The sequence below is a fragment of the Parvibaculum sp. genome, from assembly GCF_046297875.1.
Lineage (GTDB): Bacteria > Pseudomonadota > Alphaproteobacteria > Parvibaculales > Parvibaculaceae > Parvibaculum.
The window spans coordinates 2,954,318-2,973,706 of record NZ_JBKBHD010000001.1 but is presented as its reverse complement, the minus strand read 5'-3'; the positions used below and the strand labels follow the sequence as shown (position 1 = coordinate 2,973,706).

16 protein-coding genes and 1 pseudogene are annotated in these 19,389 nt (G+C 60.3%); 10 read left to right on the top strand and 7 right to left on the bottom strand.

The annotated features are described in order from the left end of the window. Positions 1–772: ATP-binding cassette domain-containing protein (locus tag ACK4FH_RS14615; RefSeq protein ID WP_409815336.1), on the bottom strand; the 772-nt coding region annotated here is incomplete at its 3' end. 410 nt (positions 773–1,182) lie between these two features. Between ACK4FH_RS14615 and ACK4FH_RS14610 the strand changes: the two genes are divergently transcribed. The 3 genes from ACK4FH_RS14610 (at position 1,183) to rarD (ending at position 3,890) form a co-directional block, all read left to right on the top strand. Then, complete coding sequence (locus tag ACK4FH_RS14610) at positions 1,183–1,962, top strand: TylF/MycF/NovP-related O-methyltransferase (RefSeq protein WP_409815076.1); 780 nt, start codon at positions 1,183–1,185, stop codon at positions 1,960–1,962. Between the two features lie 2 nt (positions 1,963–1,964). Further along, entirely contained in the window at positions 1,965–2,834 is an 870-nt protein-coding gene (locus ACK4FH_RS14605; RefSeq protein ID WP_409815073.1) for a hypothetical protein, read from the top strand. Positions 2,835–2,954: 120 nt separating this feature from the next. Next, positions 2,955–3,890: an EamA family transporter RarD gene (gene rarD / locus ACK4FH_RS14600; RefSeq protein WP_409815070.1), complete on the top strand. Its 936-nt coding sequence runs from the start codon at positions 2,955–2,957 to the stop codon at positions 3,888–3,890. Positions 3,891–3,893: 3 nt separating this feature from the next. Here rarD and ACK4FH_RS14595 read toward each other — a convergent pair whose 3' ends face one another. Then, the gene (locus ACK4FH_RS14595) at positions 3,894–4,442 is read right to left on the bottom strand and encodes a TIGR00730 family Rossman fold protein (RefSeq protein ID WP_409815067.1); all 549 of its coding nucleotides are present in this window, start codon (positions 4,440–4,442) and stop codon (positions 3,894–3,896) included. Between the two features lie 146 nt (positions 4,443–4,588). Between ACK4FH_RS14595 and ACK4FH_RS14590 the strand changes: the two genes are divergently transcribed. The 4 genes and pseudogenes from ACK4FH_RS14590 (at position 4,589) to pssA (ending at position 9,248) form a co-directional block, all read left to right on the top strand. Further along, on the top strand, positions 4,589–5,548 hold the full coding sequence (locus tag ACK4FH_RS14590) for an Ig-like domain-containing protein (protein WP_409815064.1): 960 nt from the start codon (positions 4,589–4,591) through the stop codon (positions 5,546–5,548). 137 nt (positions 5,549–5,685) lie between these two features. Then, positions 5,686–7,614: an ABCB family ABC transporter ATP-binding protein/permease gene (locus ACK4FH_RS14585; RefSeq protein WP_409815062.1), complete on the top strand. Its 1,929-nt coding sequence runs from the start codon at positions 5,686–5,688 to the stop codon at positions 7,612–7,614. 54 nt (positions 7,615–7,668) lie between these two features. Beyond that, a pseudogene (locus ACK4FH_RS14580) lies at positions 7,669–8,358 on the top strand (phosphatidylserine decarboxylase); the annotation flags it as partial. 23 nt (positions 8,359–8,381) lie between these two features. Further along, the gene (gene pssA / locus ACK4FH_RS14575; protein WP_409815060.1) at positions 8,382–9,248 is read left to right on the top strand and encodes a CDP-diacylglycerol--serine O-phosphatidyltransferase; all 867 of its coding nucleotides are present in this window, start codon (positions 8,382–8,384) and stop codon (positions 9,246–9,248) included. An 11-nt stretch (positions 9,249–9,259) separates the two neighbouring features. Here the strand turns inward: pssA and ACK4FH_RS14570 are convergent, their stop codons facing one another. Beyond that, positions 9,260–9,409 (bottom strand): hypothetical protein, encoded by a 150-nt coding sequence (locus tag ACK4FH_RS14570; RefSeq protein WP_409815059.1) that lies wholly within the window; start codon positions 9,407–9,409, stop codon positions 9,260–9,262. Between the two features lie 19 nt (positions 9,410–9,428). Beyond that, positions 9,429–10,751, bottom strand: a complete 1,323-nt coding sequence (locus ACK4FH_RS14565) for an SAM-dependent methyltransferase (RefSeq protein ID WP_409815056.1) — start codon at positions 10,749–10,751, stop codon at positions 9,429–9,431. A 259-nt stretch (positions 10,752–11,010) separates the two neighbouring features. Between ACK4FH_RS14565 and ACK4FH_RS14560 the strand changes: the two genes are divergently transcribed. Both ACK4FH_RS14560 and ACK4FH_RS14555 read left to right on the top strand, forming a co-directional pair. Then, positions 11,011–13,284 carry an efflux RND transporter permease subunit gene (locus ACK4FH_RS14560; RefSeq protein WP_409815054.1) on the top strand — a complete coding sequence of 758 codons (2,274 nt, stop codon included), beginning with the start codon at positions 11,011–11,013 and terminating at the stop codon, positions 13,282–13,284. A gap of 277 nt (positions 13,285–13,561) precedes the next feature. After that, positions 13,562–14,869 (top strand): hypothetical protein, encoded by a 1,308-nt coding sequence (locus ACK4FH_RS14555; protein WP_409815051.1) that lies wholly within the window; start codon positions 13,562–13,564, stop codon positions 14,867–14,869. A gap of 9 nt (positions 14,870–14,878) precedes the next feature. Here ACK4FH_RS14555 and ACK4FH_RS14550 read toward each other — a convergent pair whose 3' ends face one another. The 3 genes from ACK4FH_RS14550 to ACK4FH_RS14540 all read right to left on the bottom strand — a co-directional run bounded on the left by ACK4FH_RS14550 (position 14,879) and on the right by ACK4FH_RS14540 (position 18,640). Then, positions 14,879–16,324, bottom strand: coding sequence for a sensor histidine kinase (locus ACK4FH_RS14550; protein ID WP_409815049.1), 1,446 nt, complete (start codon positions 16,322–16,324; stop codon positions 14,879–14,881). A gap of 172 nt (positions 16,325–16,496) precedes the next feature. Then, positions 16,497–17,306 carry an undecaprenyl-diphosphate phosphatase gene (locus ACK4FH_RS14545; protein WP_409815046.1) on the bottom strand — a complete coding sequence of 270 codons (810 nt, stop codon included), beginning with the start codon at positions 17,304–17,306 and terminating at the stop codon, positions 16,497–16,499. 92 nt (positions 17,307–17,398) lie between these two features. Then, complete coding sequence (locus ACK4FH_RS14540) at positions 17,399–18,640, bottom strand: Glu/Leu/Phe/Val family dehydrogenase (RefSeq protein WP_409815044.1); 1,242 nt, start codon at positions 18,638–18,640, stop codon at positions 17,399–17,401. Between the two features lie 173 nt (positions 18,641–18,813). Here ACK4FH_RS14540 and ACK4FH_RS14535 point away from each other — a divergent pair. Further along, on the top strand, positions 18,814–19,389 hold a 576-nt coding region (locus tag ACK4FH_RS14535), incomplete at its 3' end, for a hypothetical protein (protein ID WP_409815042.1).

Below are 19,389 nucleotides of genomic sequence, written 5' to 3'. Positions count from 1 at the left end.
GCTTCTCGCGGATCTCTTGAGACTTGCGTGCGGTGTCCTTCAGTTTTCGTTGGGCAATCACAAGGTCGTGCTCCGCTGCCTGAAGTTCGATTACCTTCTGCGCGCGGTAGTGGCTCCAGTTGCCGCCATAGCGCGCAGCGCCAAGCGAGGTGAGTTCGACGATTTCGTCCATTTCCTCAAGCAGCGCCCTGTCATGCGAGACGATGATCGCGCCCCTTTTCCAGCGTGCCAGTAAATGCTTCACCGCTTCGCGGCCCTCCGCGTCGAGATTGTTGGTCGGCTCGTCGAGCAACAGGAAGTCGGGTTCGGTGAAGGTGAGTGCCGCCAGCATGGCGCGTGTGCGCTGTCCACCCGATAACGCGGCAAGCGGTGTCTCCGGCGAGGCCTCAAGGCCCAGACCGGCAAGACTCTCCGCAATTCGTGCTTCCAGTGTCCAGTCGGCCTCGGAAAGCTCGCCGGGTGTTGCCCTGCCTGTTTCCGCGCGGCGGAGCAGGGCCAGCGCGTCGTCTGCGCCGAATAGCGTAGCGATCGTCTCGTCCGAAGCAGGCTGCACGCTCTGCCGCAATATCGAAAGTCGTGCGTCCACATGAATCGTGCCGCGCACAGGCACAAGCTCGCCGCTGATGAGTTTCAGCAGCGTTGTCTTGCCCGTTCCGTTCCGGCCCACAAGGCCTGTGCGGACCTGGCCGAACCGAAGGTCGAGATCGGAAAAAAGCGTCCTGCCGTCAGGCGTGGACCATGAAAGACCGGAAAGCGAAATGGAGGGGCACATGGACATTCTTCTCCACAGGGGCAAGGCAAGGGCTCATTGCATTGCGGAGAAAATCCATGTCGCACACATCCTGTCGGGTTTCGCTGGTGCCAAGATAGGCGTGAATTGTACTGGGTCAACCCCCGCCTGAGCGAGGCCGGTCTCACTAAACCGGAAACGCGCCCTTTTCATTTGGTGCCGGAAAGTGCTGTTTCGCCGTGTTATAAGAACGAAGCGGGATGGCGCGTGCCTGCGGTGGACAACTCGACTAGGGAGAAAGGCCAAGGCACAGGAGGCCATTCGGAAAACGCGCCCGAAACTTGACTCCGTGGCTTCAGCGTCATGGCTGCGAATCGCTGTTCCATTGCGGCTCTTTCGCGTCTACTCTTAAATGATCAATAGAATTGCCCCGCGACGCCAAGAGGAACGCCATGAGCGAGCTACCAAAGCCTGCCATTTGCCCTGACAATGCTTATGTAGAGGAAACCCTGTTTCGATTACTGTCGGGGCACTGCGCATCAGGAAACAAGGAGGCATTCTCCCATGGCGGCATTCTACGTTTTGCAAGCCGCAGGGGGATAGCGAAGCTGATCGCCCATTATGAAATCTTTCGCATGGTGGAGGATTTGCCAGGCCACATCGTGGAGTTGGGTGTGTTCCGCGGCGACTCTCTCATTCGATTTTCTCAGTTTACTGAGATATTCTCCACATATGATCGAAGTTTCGATGTGATCGGGTTTGACAATTTCAAGGGATTCCCGAGTTTTCATGAGAAGGACGGTGTAAGGCTCGCCCGCCACGACAAGCAGGAGGGGGGATGGTCTTCGGAGGCCTATCGTGAAGAGCTCGACGTTCTAATCAACGTCTTTGATCACGATCGATTCGCACCTCAGAAGCCGCGCATTCGCCTGATCGAAGGGGATATCCTGAAAACGGTTCCAGAGTATGCGGAAAAGAACCCCGGTACCGTTATCAAGATTCTGCACCTAGATGCGGACCTTTACGAGCCCACTCTCGTGGCGCTCCGGCACTTCTGGGATCGGCTGGTCATCGGCGGTGTGTTACTTCTCGACGAATATGGTTTTGACATTTTCCCCGGCGAAGCGACCGCGGTGAGTGAATTCTTTGCTGAACGAGGTATTGCACCCGTCATTCGTAAGTTCCCGTTCAGTGACAACCCGGGCGGATATCTCGTGAAGGAATGCTACTAATCATGCAGCCGACGCTCGATCGTGATGGATGGGAAAAGGTGGAAGTGGCAGGTGCGCTGAAGCTTCAGATTGAGGTTCTGTATCGGGACCTGTGCGCCTACACTTTAATTCTCGCAGATGATGGAGCGGTTACGACTCCGCCAGCTTTGGGATCTCTTCGTGAGGCGCTTGCGGATGGGTCCGTATTCGAGATCGAACCATATTTTCAAAGTGTGCTCCTCTCTCTAGCGCGCACCGACCGCAAGGTGCTCGGGAAAATCTACGATATCGGCACTAGGCCAATGAAGCTTATGTCCGGGCGCAAGCTTTTCTATGCACCTGAAATTGAAAAAATCGCAGATCAATTCTTTGCCTCCAACACGCATCAACCGCTGCTTGTGTCGCCCTTTAATGGCGAGACGTTGCATGTCTTCCCGCCAGGTGTGGAGAATTACCGATACAATCTGCCGATCCATCAGGATTATCCCTATCTGCTGCAGAGCTCTCGCCAACTCACGTTCTGGCTCAATCTGACGGATAATTCTGGAGGGCGTGCCGGTGGTATTCGAGTTTATTCAGGTACACACCGCCACGGGATCGCGATGACCTTTGCCGGCGAGCATGGCCATTACGAGGTCGCCACCGAGCACTATCCCAACTTCGATCCCTCTCGCTACAATGACAGCGCTGGCGGTCTGTTTGAAATGTATGCTGTAGACAGTCTTACCTGGCACACTTCATTGAGAAATGAGACGGAAGATCAGGTTCGAATAACTTATATTTTCCGGATTTCCGATATTGGTGCGCCGGATCGTGTTCCCTTCGGAATGGACAGGGCAACGGGACAGGCCAAGTTTGAAGATTTGCATGCGGATCTTTATATCGGCAATTGATTTTCCTTTTGATTGAACACCCTATTCCCCAAGGAGTATCTCGCGCAAAGGCATACAATTAGCTGCGCGACAGATCGGGACGGGAAATTGGGGCGGCCGGTTCAAGCGCGAGATATGGAAATGCCCGACCATTTTCCTGCGCATTCTAAAAGCCAAGCCGCCCTCGGCGCGGCGGCGGCGGGCGGCGGCTATCTGCTCTGGGGTCTCTCCGTCATCTATTACCGCCAGCTTGGCCATGTCGTGCCGATGGAAATACTCGCCCATCGCGCGCTGTGGAGTCTGCTGCTCGTCGCGCTCTCCATCGCCCTTTTCAGGCGCTATGCACAGCTGATCGCCGTGTTGCGCAACCGCCGCGCCATGCTGATCCTGTCGGTGACATCCCTCATCATCGGGTCGAACTGGCTCGTCTTCATCTGGGCCGTCAATTCGGACCGCATCCTCGAGACGAGCCTCGGCTATTTCATCAATCCGCTGATGAGTGTGCTGGCGGGCGTGCTTCTGCTTGGCGAGCGTCTGTCCAGTGCGCAGAGGCTTGCCATCGGCCTTGCCGCTGCGGCGGTGCTCTATTTCACCTTCGCACTCGGCTTCGTTCCCGTCGTGTCGCTCTTCCTCGCGCTGAGTTTCGCGGCTTACGGCTATCTGAAGAAGATCGTCCGCGCCGAGGCGCTCGAAGGCCTGTTCGTCGAGGTCGTCATTCTCGCACCATTCGGCATCGCTTGGCTTTTCTGGATGTCGGCGCATGGCGGGGCGACATTCGGCAATGCCGGTCTCTACACGGATATTCTGCTGATCCTGACAGGACCGATGACGGCAGTGCCGCTCATTCTCTTCACCTATGGCGCGCAGCGCATCCGGCTGACGACGCTCGGCCTGATGCAATATCTGGTGCCGACGACGTCGTTCCTGATCGCGGTCTTTCTCTATAACGAGCCCTTCGGCATGGGCCAGCTCGTCACCTTCAGCCTGATCTGGATTGCGCTCGCGCTTTTCAGTTACGACACATGGGTGCGCGAGCGCGAGCTGCGCCGTCTCGCCGCGCTCGCGAAGCGCGGCTAGGCGTCAGAGCGAGGCTTCGATGCGGGGCAGGATGTCCTCCACCTTGTCCACCACCGAATAGATGCTGCGGATATTGGAGCGGGCGAAGCCCGCCTTGATGATGTGATCGAGAAGTTCGATCATCGGATCCCAGAAACCGTTGAGATTGGCGATAATGATGGGCTGGCTGTGCCGCCCGAGCTGTGCCCAGGTCAGCATCTCGATAGTTTCCTCCACCGTGCCGATGCCGCCCGGCAGGGCCACAAAGGCCTGTGCCCGCTCGAACATCAGCTGCTTGCGGGCATGCATGCTGTCCGTGACGATGAGCTCGCTCACCTCGTCGAACTGGACCTCTATCTCGGTCAGGAACCGGGGAATGACGCCGGTCACCTGGCCGCCGCCTGCCAGCACCGCCCGCGCCACCGCGCCCATCAGGCCGACGCCGCCGCCGCCGTAAACCAGACCGACACCCTCCTTCGCCATCATATGGCCGAAACGGTCGGCCTCGGCCATCATCGAGGGCTCGTTTCCGGTGCTGGAACCGCAATAGACGCAAAGACTTGTAAGCTTCATGGAGGTAGGGTTTCCGGGCTGATTCAGGCGTTGCTGCTTGCGAGGTTTCACATTGGTGCCGTAATTGCAAGCTACGCGGTAGATTGGGTTGAACGTGCCAGATCGTATCGTTCCGGCACAGAGGGTATGGGGAAGGAAACAGGCAAATGAAACTGGGCGCAATCATTGGCGCATTCGTCGTCGCGCTGGTTCTGCTTTTTGCTGGCTACTGGTTTTTCCTGCGCGGCGAGAGCGAGCCTGTGCCCTCGGACGTCGCGGTGGAAGAGTCTGCAGCGCCGGAAACGGCCGAGGAAGTTGCCGAAGACCCATCGATCCCCACCTTCGATATTGTCCGCGTTGAGCGCGACGGCTCGACCATCGCCGCCGGCCGCGCCCTTCCCGGCGCCCGGGTCCAGCTCAAGGCGAATGGCGAAGTGGTCGCCGAGGCGACGGCCGATCAGCGCGGCGAATGGGTTGCCGTTCTCGAGCAGCAGCTCGCGCCCGGAACGATCGAACTCACACTCACCGCGCGGAACCCCGATGGCAGCACGAAGGACAGCCGCCAGACCGTTGCCGTCTCGGTGCCGGAAGGTGGGCAGGGCCAGACGCTGGTCGTCCGCAGCGAGCCGGGCAAGGCGAGCAAGGTGCTGCAGGGTCCCGGTGTGCCCGCCGATGCGGGTGGCCTCGTCCTTGAAACCATCGACTACGACGAAAAGGGCAATGTCATCATTTCCGGCCGCGCCGACCCGAATGCCGCCATCCGCATCTATGTGGACGGGGCGCTCGTGGGCGAGACGAGGGCCGATGTCGAAGGGCGCTGGGAGATGAGCCCCTCTGCCGACATCGCCCCCGGCCAATATACGCTCCGCGTCGATCAAGTGGACGAGGATGGCCGGGTGGCCGGCCGCATCGAACTGCCCTTTGAGCGGGGCGAGCCGCAGGCCGTGCTGGCCGCGCTCCGGGATGGCAAGGTGGTCATCCAGCCGGGCAACAACCTCTGGAATATCGCCCGGCGCCTCTATGGCTCCGGCTTCAGCTACACGATCATCTACGAGGCCAACAGGGACCAGATTCGCGACCCGAACCTGATCTATCCGGGCCAGGTCTTCGAAACGCCGGCCCGCTGACGGCCCTTTCGAAAGGGACATTGTCCCCGGCCTAAAAAGTCTTATGTATGGTGTCTATCACGCCCCGTCCGTTGTACCGGACGGGGCGTTCCCTTGTGAGCGGCCGCAAAGGCGGGCCCGGCGGAGAACGTGGCTTCATGCCAAGGCACCTGAACATGGCGACACGGCAAGGCCCGGACCTGGTCACAGGCGGCGCTCCGGCCGCGCGCGAGCAGCACTGGCAGACGCTGATCGCGATGCTGCCACGGCTCTGGCCGCAGGGCAGGGCGGACCTCAAGGCACGCGTCGTCTTCGCGATGGTGGCGCTTCTCGGCGCGAAGGCGATCACCGTCTATGTGCCCTTTCTCTACAAGGAGGCGGTGGATCGCCTGACGCCCGACACGGTGGCCGCAGCCGCCCTCATCGTGCCGGTCATGCTGATCGTTGCCTATGGCGTCGCCCGCATCATGATGGTGGCGCTGGCGCAATTGCGCGATGCGGTTTTCGCCAGAGTCGGGCAGAATGCGGTTCGCCAGCTCGCGGTCGAAACCTTCCGCCACCTCCACGCCCTGTCGCTCCGCTTCCATCAGGAGCGGCGTACAGGCGGGCTATCGCGCGTCATCGAGCGCGGCACAAAGGGCATCGACTTCCTGCTGCGCTTCTCGCTCTTCAATATCGTGCCGACCATCATCGAGCTAGTGCTGGTCTGCATCATCCTCGCCTATGCCTTCGACATTCGCTATTCGCTGGTTACAGCCGGAACGGTGATTTTCTACATGGCCTTCACCTTTGCCGTGACCGAATGGCGCACGCGCATCCGCCGCGAGATGAACGATCTCGACACGGAAGCGAACACCAAGGCCGTGGACAGCCTGCTGAACTACGAGACGGTCAAATATTTCGGCAATGAGGAGCACGAAGCGCGCCGCTTCGACCGTTCGATGGAGGGCTATGAACGCGCCGCGATCAAGACGACAACGTCGCTTTCGCTCCTCAACACCGGCCAGACGCTGATCTTCAGCATCGGCCTCACCGCGCTCATGCTTATGGCGGCGCAGGGCATTGCCGATGGTGTGCTCACCGTCGGCGCCTTCGTCATGGTCAACGCCTATCTGATCCAGCTCTATCAGCCGCTCAATCTGCTCGGCACCGTCTATCGCGAAATCCGGCAGGCGCTGATCGACATGGAGACCATGTTCAGCCTTATGCAGGTGCCCGCCGAGATCCGCGACAAGCCGGGCGCGCCGGCGCTGCACATCGAAGGCGGCGCAATTGAGTTCGACAATGTAAGTTTCTTCTACGATTCCGACCGCCGCATTCTCGACGGGGTTTCCTTCCATGTGCCGGCGGGCCGCACCCTTGCGATTGTCGGTCCTTCCGGTGCCGGGAAATCCACCATCGCGCGCATCATCTTCCGCTTTTACGACATATCGGGCGGTGCCGTGCGGATCGATGGTCAGGATCTGCGCGACGTCCGGCAGGCTTCACTTCGCGCCGCCATCGGCATGGTCCCGCAGGATACCGTGCTCTTCAACGACACGATCCGTTACAACATTCGCTATGGCCGCCCGGACGCGAGCGATGCGGAAGTCGAGGAAGCGGCGCGTCTCGCCCAGATCGGCCCTTTCATCGACAGCCTGCCCAATGGCTATGAAACGCGCGTCGGCGAACGTGGCCTCAAGCTCTCCGGCGGCGAAAAGCAGCGTGTCGCCATCGCCCGGACCATCCTGAAGAACCCGCCGATCCTGCTGCTCGACGAGGCGACATCGGCGCTCGACACGCATACGGAACGCGAGATCCAGACTGCGCTGAGGCAAATCTCCGAAAACCGGACGACGCTTATCATTGCCCACCGGCTATCGACAGTTGTCGATGCCGACGAGATCGTGGTGCTGGATCACGGCCGGGTGGTGGAGCGGGGCAGGCATGAGGCGCTGCTTGCCCTTGGCGGCGCCTATGCGTCCATGTGGAACCGCCAGCGCGAATCCGACGCCGCACGCGAGCGCGCCGGGGAGGAGGCCAGCGATTCATCGCCGCCCGGTGCCCTTTCGCGGGCTGAAGCCGAAATCGACCCCGGATTTGCTTAACCCGAAGCGCCTCGCAGGCTACACTCCGCCGTATCCGGGGCCACAAGAGACCAGAAGCATCCCATGAGCAGCCTGACATCGATACTCACGCCCATCCACCGCGAAGGACATCGCTGGGTCATCATCTTCGCGGCGGTGACCGTCGTGCTTTTCATGATCTGGAATCCGCTGGGCTGGATCGGCGTCATCCTGACGCTCTGGTGCCTCTATTTCTTTCGCGACCCGGACCGCGTCACGCCGACGCGCGAGGGCCTCGTCATCAGCCCGGCCGACGGCGTGGTGAACCTCATAACCGAGGCTTCGCCGCCCGAGGAACTTGGTCTCGGCGACATGACGCGCACCCGCATCACCATCTTCATGAATGTCTTCAATTGCCATGTGAACCGGGCGCCGGTTGCCGGCAGGGTGAGGCGCGTAGCCTACAGGCCCGGCCTTTTCCTCAATGCCGATCTCGACAAGGCGAGCGACGCCAACGAGCGCAATTCGCTGGTGATCGAGCGCGCTGATGGCGAGCAGGTCGTCGTGGTGCAGATTGCCGGCCTCGTCGCAAGGCGTATTGTCTGCGACGTGGCGGAAGGCCATGATCTGGCCGCTGGTGAGCGCTTCGGCATAATCCGCTTCGGCAGCCGCCTAGATGTCTACCTGCCGAAAGGCGCGGTGCCGCTCGTGGCCGTCGGGCAGACGGCAATCGGCGGCGAGACGGTTCTCGCGGATCAGGCGCTCGCCGAACCGCATCATGTCTAGAGGCGTGTGAAAGGCTGACGAATATGGCCGGACCGACACCACCCTTCGAACCCCGTCCTGGCCCCGGCTTCCGGGTTGGCGAAAGCACGAGGGCGCGCCGCGCACGGCATTTCGCGCAACTGCCGGTCAGAACGATCATTCCGAACGCAATCACGGTTCTGGCGTTGTGCGCCGGTCTCACTGCCATCCGTTTCGCTATCGAAGGCCGCTTCGAGGCCGCTGTCGTCGCCATCATCATCGCCTCGATTTTCGATGCGCTGGACGGACGCATCGCGCGTCTGCTGCATGGCTCGACGCGCTTTGGGGCCGAACTCGATTCTCTGACCGATTTCGTGAATTTCGGCGTCGCTCCGGTCGTCGTTCTCTATCTCTGGTCGCTCGGCGACATAGGTGGCATCGGCTGGATTGCGGTTCTTGGCTTTTCGGTCTGCACAGCGCTTCGTCTCGCTCGTTTCAATGTTGCGCTGGAAGACCCGGACAAGCCGGCCTGGACCGGCAACTACTTCGTCGGTGTGCCGGCACCCGCCGCAGCGGGGCTCGTTATGCTGCCTCTTTATCTTTCCTTCGCGGGCGTTTCCTGGATGCAGGATGTGCCGGTGCTGATCGCGCTTCATGCGATGGCGATTGCCTTCCTCATGGTGAGCCAGATCCCGACTTTCTCCGGCAAGCGCATGGGATTGCGCATCCGCAGGGACATGGTTCTGCCTATTCTTCTACTGGTGGGTATGAGCGCGGCGATTATCCTGAGCTATCCCTGGCTAGCCTTTACCGGCCTTGCAGCGATCTATCTCGCGTCGATCCCGGTCGCCATCATGCGCTATCGCTATCACAAGCAGCGCACCGAGGCCGCGATGGAAGAGAAAGACAGCGACAGCCTTGAAATAGGCTAGAGCGGCGCGACTTACTCGCCGCAGCCAGTCTTGTCGCGCGATAGGGGCATCCGTTCGGCTTCGTTCTTGCTCAGCGCATGCCGCTTCAGGGTTCCCGAAGCGTCGAAAATCGGTTCCACGCGCCTGTAGCTTTCGGCCGGTCGGGAATTGTAGTTCGTCATGGCGAACTCCACAGGCCGTTCATTCTTCACGGCCTTGCTCCATTGAGATGTCATCGTCTTCCGCAACTGCCTCCTCGGCCATATCGTCCGCCGAAGGCGAAACGCGGCGCGCATGAACGAGAACGATGGACAAATGTCCGGACTCAAGAGCCTGACTGCGCGCAAGCCAGAGATTGCCCTCGCGCTTCAATATCGGAACCGTTTCAGGCGGAAGTTTGGCGTTTTGCAGGCAATCGTGAAATCGACGGAGACCTTCCTTGACGAGAGGAAGGTATTTGGACGTGATGTTGTCGAACCTTTCGACATTGTAATGTTGCGCCTCAAGCACATCGCGATATTCGGCTTCCGTCCACGGATCGGCGCCATCGGGCTCCGCTGCACGCCAATGCGCGACAGCTTGCGATATGGGGCGATCAGGGTCGCTGTCGACGACGAAGTCGGTGAGGATCAGCGATCCATCCTCTTGCAAGGCCCCGTGAATTTCCGCAAGCATCTGCTCGCGGCCTTCAACGGCAAAAAAGGCTTCACGCATGAAGACTGCCGCATAGCCGCCGTCCGAGGCGAAATCCTCCGAGCCGAGTCCCTCGAAATTCGCAGGACGTATGGCGGCGATGTCGCCGAGGCCGGCGGCTTGCGAAAGTGCGGCCGCCGCCTGCGCAAGTTCGCGATCGCTTTCAATCCCGATCATCCTGGCGCCGGTCGCCTGCGCAACGGCCCGCATGCCGCCGCCAAGGCCGGGCGCAAGATCGAGATACTTTGATCCCTTCGAGATTTTCGCGGCGGCAGCAAGGCGCAGGGCGAAATCTGCGCCGCCCGGCAGGCTAAATCCATCACCCCATAGTTTCTGCAGCAGATCGATACGCGTGAGCGGGGGAGCCTCGGGCTCGGCTGCGGTCTCTGTCTTGGCTTCGTTTGCGGCTTTCGCCGGCTTTGCCTTGCGCTTCCAGCGTTTGATACCGCGCGCGCGCGCCAGCGCATCCGTGTCGACGCCGTCCCACCAGGCGATGAGACGAAGCAGCAGATCTTTCCAGAGTGATGCTTGCTGGGGGCCTTTTACTGTGTTTTCGTCGGCGCTTTCGCTCTTTGCACCTGCAGCGGCCTTCATGCCGGCGGACTGAGCGGCGGCACTTCCGGCCTTGCCGGGCTTCCTTTTGTCCTCCGGTTCGCTCAATGCGCGTTCAACGGCAGCCTTTTGCGCTTCGCTCAGCTTGCGCATGCGCTTGAAGCGAGCAATCGCTTCATTCGACATCTGGTCGAGACATGAGTTGAAGACGGCAATCGGCATCGCCTTCAGCTCATCGCTGCCGACAGTCGCCAGATTGACTTGCGTCGTGTTGCTCATGGTCCCGTGAATCCGTTCACGGCTTGCCGGTCGCATCCGGGCGCCGTTCGAACAATCGGCCACCGCCTGAAAGAACGATGGCCATCATCCTTAATGCCATAAGGTGCGTTAAATCATGGTTTCCGGGACGCTCCGGATTGTTAACTTTGGGTAAACTGGCCACTTTTCTTTTGTCCCGGAATGGCCCACCTTACGCGCGCGCAGAGTGAATCGGGGGTGGGGGCCGCGCTGTTTCATGGAAACGATCCGAAATCCGTTCTTGCGATTTCCGCGAACGACGATTCTTGTCTGCGCAGCGATTTTTCTGGCTGCCGCAGCGGGCATATTTCAGTTCTCCCTGTCATATGACACACGCGTCTATTTCAACCCTGAAGGCGCGGATTTTGCGGCGCTTCGCAACTTCGAGGCGAAATACGGTCAGGACAACAGCGTCCTGATGGTCGTGTCGGCGCCTGGCCGCAAGATGACCGAGCCGGAGACGCTGGCGGCACTTGCCGATCTCGTTTCTCGCGCCTGGACCTTGCCGCATTCGAGCCGGGTCGACGGACTGACCAACTTTCCCCATGTCATGTCCGATGCCGACAGTTTTTCCGTGGCGGATCTCGTTCCGGGGGACGTACCTCTCGATGCGGCACAGGCGCGCGAGATCGAGCGGATTGCGCTGGACGACATGCTCATCCGCAACCGCCTCTTGTCGGGTAACGCGGAGACGGCCGGCGTCATTGTCAACTTCAACCTGCCTGCCGAGGCCTCCGCCGAGGTGCGGGAGATCGTTGCTGCCGTGCGCGCACTTGCCGCGGCTTTCGAGGCCGATCATCCGGGCATCGAGGTAAGGCTTACCGGCAATGTGATGCTGATGGCGGCCTTCTCGGAAGCCGCCATGATCGACGTGATGTATCTGATCCCGATCAGCCTCGCGGTGACGGGGCTCGTCATGCTGATTTTCGTGCGCGCCCTGCTGCCCAGCCTTGCCATTTTGTCGTTGCTCGGCCTGTCGAGCGCAGCTGCAATGGGCATTGTCGGCTGGTATGGCTACGACCTCAATACATCGACCGTTTCTTCACCCGTCGTCATCATGACGGTGAACATGGCGGCGGCGGTCCGGCTCGTGACGACGGCCCTGCATGCTCTTGGGCGGGGAATCTCGCAGCGCGAGGCGATTGCGGAGGCGATTTCGGTGAACCTCTGGCCGATCACGCTGACAAGCGCCACCACGATCATCGGCTTCCTGTCGATGAACCTCGCCGATGCACCGCCGCTTCGTCAGCAGGGCAATATAGTCGCGCTCGGCATCGTCATTGCTTTCATCTTCACTTTCACCTGGCTGCCGGCCGTGTTGTCGTTGATGAAGCTGAAGCCGACGGTGCAACGCTCCCAAGCCTTCATGGTGAGCCTCGGGCGGTTCGTCAATCGATACTATCGCCAACTCTTTTTCCTGTGCAGCACCATCGTGATTGCTTGCGCGATATGGCTCGGCAATATCCGGCTCGACGACGATTTCGCGCGCTATTTCGGCGAGCATTTCGAGTTCCGTCAGGCATCGGATTATGCCGAAGACCATCTGACCGGCCTGAACATCGTCGAATTCGACATTGGTTCGGGCGAGAGCGGCGGCGTTTTCGATCCCGCCTATCAGGCGAAACTTGCCGAATTCGAGGCGTGGCTACGCACACAGCCGGGCGTCGTCAGCGTTGCGGCCATTTCCGACATAACGGAACGCGTTCACGACGCCATGAATGCAGGCGCCGCAGCGGCAAGCGGCTTGCCGGTGGACAGGGAAACCATCGCGCAATATTTCCTGCTCTACGAGCTTTCGCTGCCCTTCGGTGCCTCGCTCAACGACCGGATAGACGTCGCGCGCAGTTCGAGCCGCGTCACGGTGATCCTGCGGCACATGACCTCGTCTAACATTCGTGAGTTCAACGCGAATGCGGCGGCTTGGCTCGCCGCCAATGCGCCGCCGGAAATGCAGGCGCGGGCAACGGGCATCAATGCGCTCTTCGCAAACCTGTCTGGCTCCAATATCCGTTCCATGATGCTCGCAACGGCGGTTTCCCTCGTGGTGATCGCCTTTATCGTCGGTTTCGCCTTGCGCAGCGCCGTCTATGGCGCCCTCAGCATTTTTCTCAATCTGCTGCCGTCGCTGGTCGGATTCGGTCTATGGGGGCTTCTCTTTCAGGAAATCGGGCTTGCGGCCTCTGTCGTCACGGCCATGACGATCGGCCTCATCGTCGACGACACGATCTATTTCCTGCTCATGTATCAGCAGGCGAGAAAACGCGGTCTTCCACCGGACGAGGCGATCAACCACGTCTTTTCCACCGTAGGCGTCGCCATGCTCGTCATAACCGTGTCGCTGACGGTCGGTTTCGGCATCCTGATGTTCTCCGGCTTCGAGGTGAACCGGACGCTCGGCGCCATGACGGCACTTGTGATTCTCGCCAACCTTTTCATCGACTGGCTTATGTTGCCGCCTGTCATGCGGATTTTGGAGAATAGCCGGGCCCGCAGGGGCAGGGCCTCGGCATCATAAATTCGTGGTTTTATAGAGGCTTAAAAGATCCGGTTAATCATTTGTTAAGGTTTGTGATGCGCTGCACTACGCATTTCATTATCTTGCGGTGCGGGTGTATCGGGTTGAGTTAGTAAAGGGGTTGGGGCCAGTGATCAGGACGTATGAGCAGCTGACAGGGGCGGAAGGCAGGCGAATGTTCTACCGGGCGGAGCGTTTCCGGCCGGAGCAGCTATTCAGCGAGGCGATTCCTGCAGTTTTCATAGACAATGAGCAAGCATCGCTGAAAAACCTCAGCATGACAGGCCTTGCTGTCCAGAGCTCCAATGCCGACCGCTGGGATGGCCGGGTGGGAGCCGAGATTCCTTTCGAGTTTCGCGTCGGCGAAACGGCGCTTTTCGGCGGTTCGGGCCGTGTGCGCCGTGTGGAGCCGCATGGGGTGCGCACGCTTGTCGGCCTCGAATTCACCTCCGGCTATCTCGACATTCCCGCCATCGTCAGCGAGCACGACAATCTGGTTCTGAGCCAGGCGCTGGCGGACCCGAATTTCGGCATGTCGGAGGGCCTGCTGCCGGAGTTCCTTCAGCTCTGCACGGAAATCGTCAATCTGTTCCGCTCCTACAAGGATCTGCTCGAAACCTATGAGGCGCGTCTGAAGGCGACCGGCCCCGAGCGCGAAAAGCTGCTGCTTGAGGCGCTCATCGCCTGCGAGGAACGAATGGTCCCGCAATGGCAGGAGCTCTGGTATCGCGGCAATGATATTCTGACGCCTGTCTGGACCGATCCGGCGATGCTGGCCCGCCACAAGCGCTATGCGGAGCGCGTGCTGACGCCTGATTTCATGCCCGGCGCCGTTATGAAGCGGTGCTATGAGAAGCCGCTGGGCTATCCTGGCGACTTTCAGATCATGAACTATGTCTATGAGTGGCAGCGCGTCGGCAATACGCCTTATGAGAAACTGCTGCATCGCATAGGCATCGAAACGGGCGCTTGCGTCGGAACGCGCCTTCGCATGACGCAGAAGATCATCGCGGACCGCATCGCTGAGACGCCCGGCGACGAGCCGCTCAATATCGCCAATCTCGGTTGCGGCTCGGCGTATGAAGTCTACGACTATCTGAAGATCGGCAAGCTGCCGCGGCCGGTGAATTTCACGCTGATCGACCAGGATCACCGCGCACTCACCCATGCCTATGAGCATGCTTACCCTGAGGTGGTCCGTCATGCTGGCCGCGCCAAGGTGCAGTGCCTGCAGGCGTCCTTCGCGCAGCTCCTGAAGGCGGGCGCACTTTTCCGCGCACTGCCGCCTCAGGATGTCATCTACAGTCTCGGACTTTACGACTATCTCTCGGCCCGTCGTGCGAAGGCCCTGACACGCGATCTCTATGAACAGGTGAAGCCGGGCGGCAAGCTCATCCTCGCCAATGTTAAGAAGGGCCGCGAGAGCTGCGAATGGCCGCTCGAATTCGTGACGGACTGGAGCCTGATCTACCGCACCGAGCAGGATATGCTCGACCTGCTCGAAGGGCTTGACGTGCGGAATGTCACCATAGAGGTCGACTCGACGAAGTGCATCTATCTGATGGTGGCCGACAAGCCGGACTGATGGCGGGGCCTAGCCGGCCTTCCAAGTGAACTCGGTTGCTTCCGGCGCGACAAAGCGGCTCTTGGGGAAGGTTGCATAGGCCGTCGTGCCTTCGCCGACCGTGCTTTCGAGCTCGATCGTGCCGCCATGCAGATTCATGATCTTGCGCACGAGCGGCAAGCCGAGGCCGGTGCCCTGATGGGTGCGCGACATGGCATCCTCGACCTGTACGAAGGGCTCGAAAATGCGCTGCATGTCGCTCGACTTGATGCCGATGCCCGTATCCTTGACGCTCAGTACGAGGTCGCCTGAGCTGTTGAAGCCGAGTTCGACCCAGACATTGCCATTCTCGGGCGTGAACTTGAGCGCATTGGAGGTCAGGTTGATCGCGACCTGATTGAAAAGCCGCGGATCGGCGATCAGCCAGGGAATATCGTCGCGGACGCGGAAGGTAAGATCCACGCCCAGTTCCGATGCGCGCTGGCGGAACATGCGCATCGTCCGGTTGAGCGCCTCGACCGGGTCGATAGGCTCTTCTTCCAGCTGCAGCTTGCCTGCTTCCGCCTTCGAGATGTCGAGAATGTCGTTGATGATGCTGAGGAGATGCGCGCCGCTCGCCCTGATGTCGCTCGCATAGTCGACATATTTGTTCTGGCCGACCGGACCGAACATCTGGTTCGAGATGATTTCGGAAAAGCCGATAATGGCGTTGAGCGGTGTCCGAAGCTCGTGGCTCATGATGGCGAGAAAATCGTTCTTCGCGCGGTTTGCAGCTTCCGAGCGGCCAAGCAGGCGTTCCGAACGCCGCTGCTCTGCGCGCAACTTCTCATTGTCGACGAAGCTCACGCGCAGCTTGTATTCCTGCACATAGTTGACGAACACGCTGACGCCCACGCCGAACAGCAGGAACACATTGTTGTTGATCAGCATGTTCGTCGGAATCGGGTTCACGAACAGGATGACATACTCATAGGCAAGACAGGTCAGCCCTGTAGACAGGATCGCGTAGAAGTAGCGAAGCCGCCAAAGGCAGTTGGCATAGCTGAGAATGATCAGGATACCGGCATAGTAGAGATAATTGCCGGGCGCGTCCGCGACCGCGATCATGCCCACCACGGCGAGTCCCGGAATGACCATCGCGAAAGAGAGCAGCCCCTGATGCCGGTAGTTGAAACCGGGCAGATAGGTGAGCGCGACAATCGCAAAGAGAAGCGGGCAGGCGATGCCAATGCGGATTGCCCAGGCCTCGTATTTCACTTCGGGTATGATGAACGGGTCGACCACGGCGTAAAGCGCGAAAATGACAGCGCCGAGCGCCATGGAGAGGCGCGTCAGGCCGATCTGCCGCTCATAATTCTCGACATTGTAGCGATGCTCAAGCGCCGGATTTTTGAAGCACAAGCTGAGGCGATCCATGCTGTAGTCGGCCGCCGAGTCTGGCGGCAGCATTTCGCTCGATGCCCGATGGTCTGGCATCGGATTGCCGGGATTCCCGCTGGGAAATTCTCCTGCAAACGTCTGACTGTTTCTATCTTTCATGAGTCCCGGATGCCCCATGCCAACCCTTGGGCGTAGAGCAGAGAGACTAGGTGCAAACGTATAATGCTTGGTTAAGCGAGATTTACGTTTTGGATACCAAAACGCCGCCTCAGGCTCGCGTCAGATAGTAGGCGAGCAGCAAGCCGCCAAAGGCGATCCTGTACCAGCCGAAAACCGCAAAGCCGTGCCGGCTGACGAAGCCGACGAACCATTTGACGACTACGAGCGCGGAGAGAAATGCCGCGACAAAGCCAATCGCGAGAACGGGCAGATGGCCGCTTTCGATGGCATTCCGGTTTCCCCACACATCGAAAACAGTGGCGCCGACAATGACGGGTATGGCGAGGAAGAATGAAAATTCGGCCGCTGCCTTGCGCTCCACGCCGGCAATCAGCGCCCCGATGATCGTTGCGCCTGCGCGCGACATGCCGGGAATGAGGGCAAGGCACTGGAATGTGCCGATCTTGAGCGCCGTAGCAGGCGTCAATTCTTCGACCTCGGTCACTCGTTCCTCGATCTGCAGACGTTCGATGATGATGATGGCCGCACCGCCCACAATGAAGGCTGCGGCGACGACGAGCGGCGAGAACAGGACATTGACAATGAAATCGTAGAACACGGCGCCGAGCAGGATCATCGGCATCGTCGCAAGGATGATCGCGGTGGCGAAGCGGCGTGCATCGGCGTCGCCGCTGAAAAGACCGAAAGTGACAGCGCGCAGCCGCTCCCGATAGAGGGTACAGATGGCGAGGATTGCACCGATCTGGATGGATGTTTCGAAGACCTCACCCGGAATCGCATCGAAGCCGAGCATGTCGCCGGCAATCACCAGATGGCCGGTCGAGGAGATGGGCAGAAACTCCGTCACGCCTTCGACGATGCCGAGTATCAGGGCTTGCAGAAACGGGGTCTCGGACATGTCGGACATGCATCCTGGGCAACGGAGCGGCGATTCGCGTCCGAGCCTAACATGCCGACCTTACGTGAACCTTATGGCACTTCGATGGCAGCTCAGAAGCCGGTCGCGTCGAGCGCCTCCTTGACGCGCGCGACTGCAATGTCGAAGGCAGCCGAACGATAGTCGATCTTGCTTTGCCCGGCATGCTCGAACACGGCAGATGCCGCATTGCCCAGAATCCGGGCAAGTTCCTTTTCGATCCGCTCCTCCGGCCAGACCTCGCGCTGCAGGTTCTGGACCCATTCGAAATAGCTGACGATCACACCCCCGGCATTCGCCAGAATATCGGGGACGACATCGATACTGCGCTCGCCGAGTATCTGGTCTGCCTCGCGAGTGAGCGGACCATTGGCCCCTTCAATGACGGCGCGCGCCGAAATCCTGCCTGCATTCTGCTCGGTGACCGCATTGCCGAGAGCGGCGGGCACCAGAAAATCGCACTCTGTTTCGAGCAAATCCTCCGCGCCGATCGTCTTGTGGCCCTCGGCATCGGCGAGCGAGCCGCGCTCTCGCTTGCGTTTAACCAGCGCATCGATATCGACCCCCTCTTCGCAATAGACGGCGCTGCGCGAGTCCGAGATAGCGATTACCTTGATGCCGAGCTTGCGATAGGCCAGCGCGGTATTGATGCCCACATTGCCGAAACCCTGAATGACGGCCGTGGCGCCATCAAGGCTGATATTGCGGCTTTTTGCATATTCCCGCGTGACAATGGCGATGCCGTCGCCGGTTGCCGTCTCGCGCCCGGCCGACCCGCCAAGGGCAATCGGCTTGCCGGTCACGGCAGCGGGCGAATGTCCGTAGATCGCCGAATATTCGCTGTGAATCCAGCCCATCACGCGGGCATTCGTGCCCACATCGGGCGCCATGATATCGCTGTTCGGCCCAATCTCGCGGTGGATGCGCTTCACGAATTTTCGGGTCAGGGTCTCCAGTTCGCGTGCCGACAGGTTTCGAGGGTCGCAGGTAATGCCGCCCTTGCCGCCGCCCAGCGGAATGTTGACCAGTGCCGTTTTCATCGTCATCAGCGAGGCGAGGCCGCGCACCTCGTCGAGATCGACATGCGGATGGTAGCGAAGACCCCCCTTGCAAGGCCCGCGCGCGCTTTGATGCTGAACCCGGTAGCCGGTGAAAATCGCAAGCTCGCCATTATCGCGAATGACGGGAATTTCGACCTTGATCTCCATCGCGGCCAGGGAAAGCAGCGAAGCGATCGTTTCGCTATAGCCAAGCCTGTCGCAAGCGGCCTTGAGGAAGCTTTCAAAGGCGGATTTGGTCGTGCTGTCGGCAGGCATTTTGCTTCCTTCTCATGCGCGGATCGTGCCCCGGATGTGCGGCTATTGCGCCGGAAACGCAACCGGCGCTTTGCCGCATAGATTAACAAACGGTTCACGCAGCGTTCAGCTTCGCGGTGAAAAACTCCCTCTGCAGGGCCGAATCCGGCCTTTTTGCTGAAGGGAGGCGCCTCATGGCGCAGAAATTCGCACGTTCGATCAGACTTTCTCTTGCCACAGTGCTTTGCCTTGGCCTTGCGGCGCCCGCCGGTGCGCAGTCCTGGGATGGCCGGGGTGGCGGAAGGGAAGACGGCCGTGAATATGGCAGGGGTGGCGAGCGGCCGGAGCAGCACATCCAGCAGCGTCAGCAGCAGCGCCCGGAACAGCAGCGCCAGCAGCCGCCGCGCCAGCCGGAGGCAGACATGCAGCGCGCGCCCCAGCAACGCGACTGGCAAAATCGGCAGGCGCAGCCGCAAGAACGCCAGCGTCCTCAGCCGCAGCAGGCCGAACGGCAGCGCGAATATCAGCAACGCGATGGCGCGCGCCAGCCGCAGATCCAGCGCCAGGAGGTGCAGCGGACGCAGCAGCAGGATATGCAGCGTCGCCAGTCGGAGCAGGCGGATCGTCAACGCCAGCAGCAGGTTCAGCAGAACGAGCGGCAACGGCACCAGCAGCAGGCGGCACAGCAGGATCGCAAGCGCTATCAGCAGCAGGTGCAGCGTCAGAGCGACCAGCAGCAGGACTGGCAGTTGCGGCAAGCCCAGCAGCAG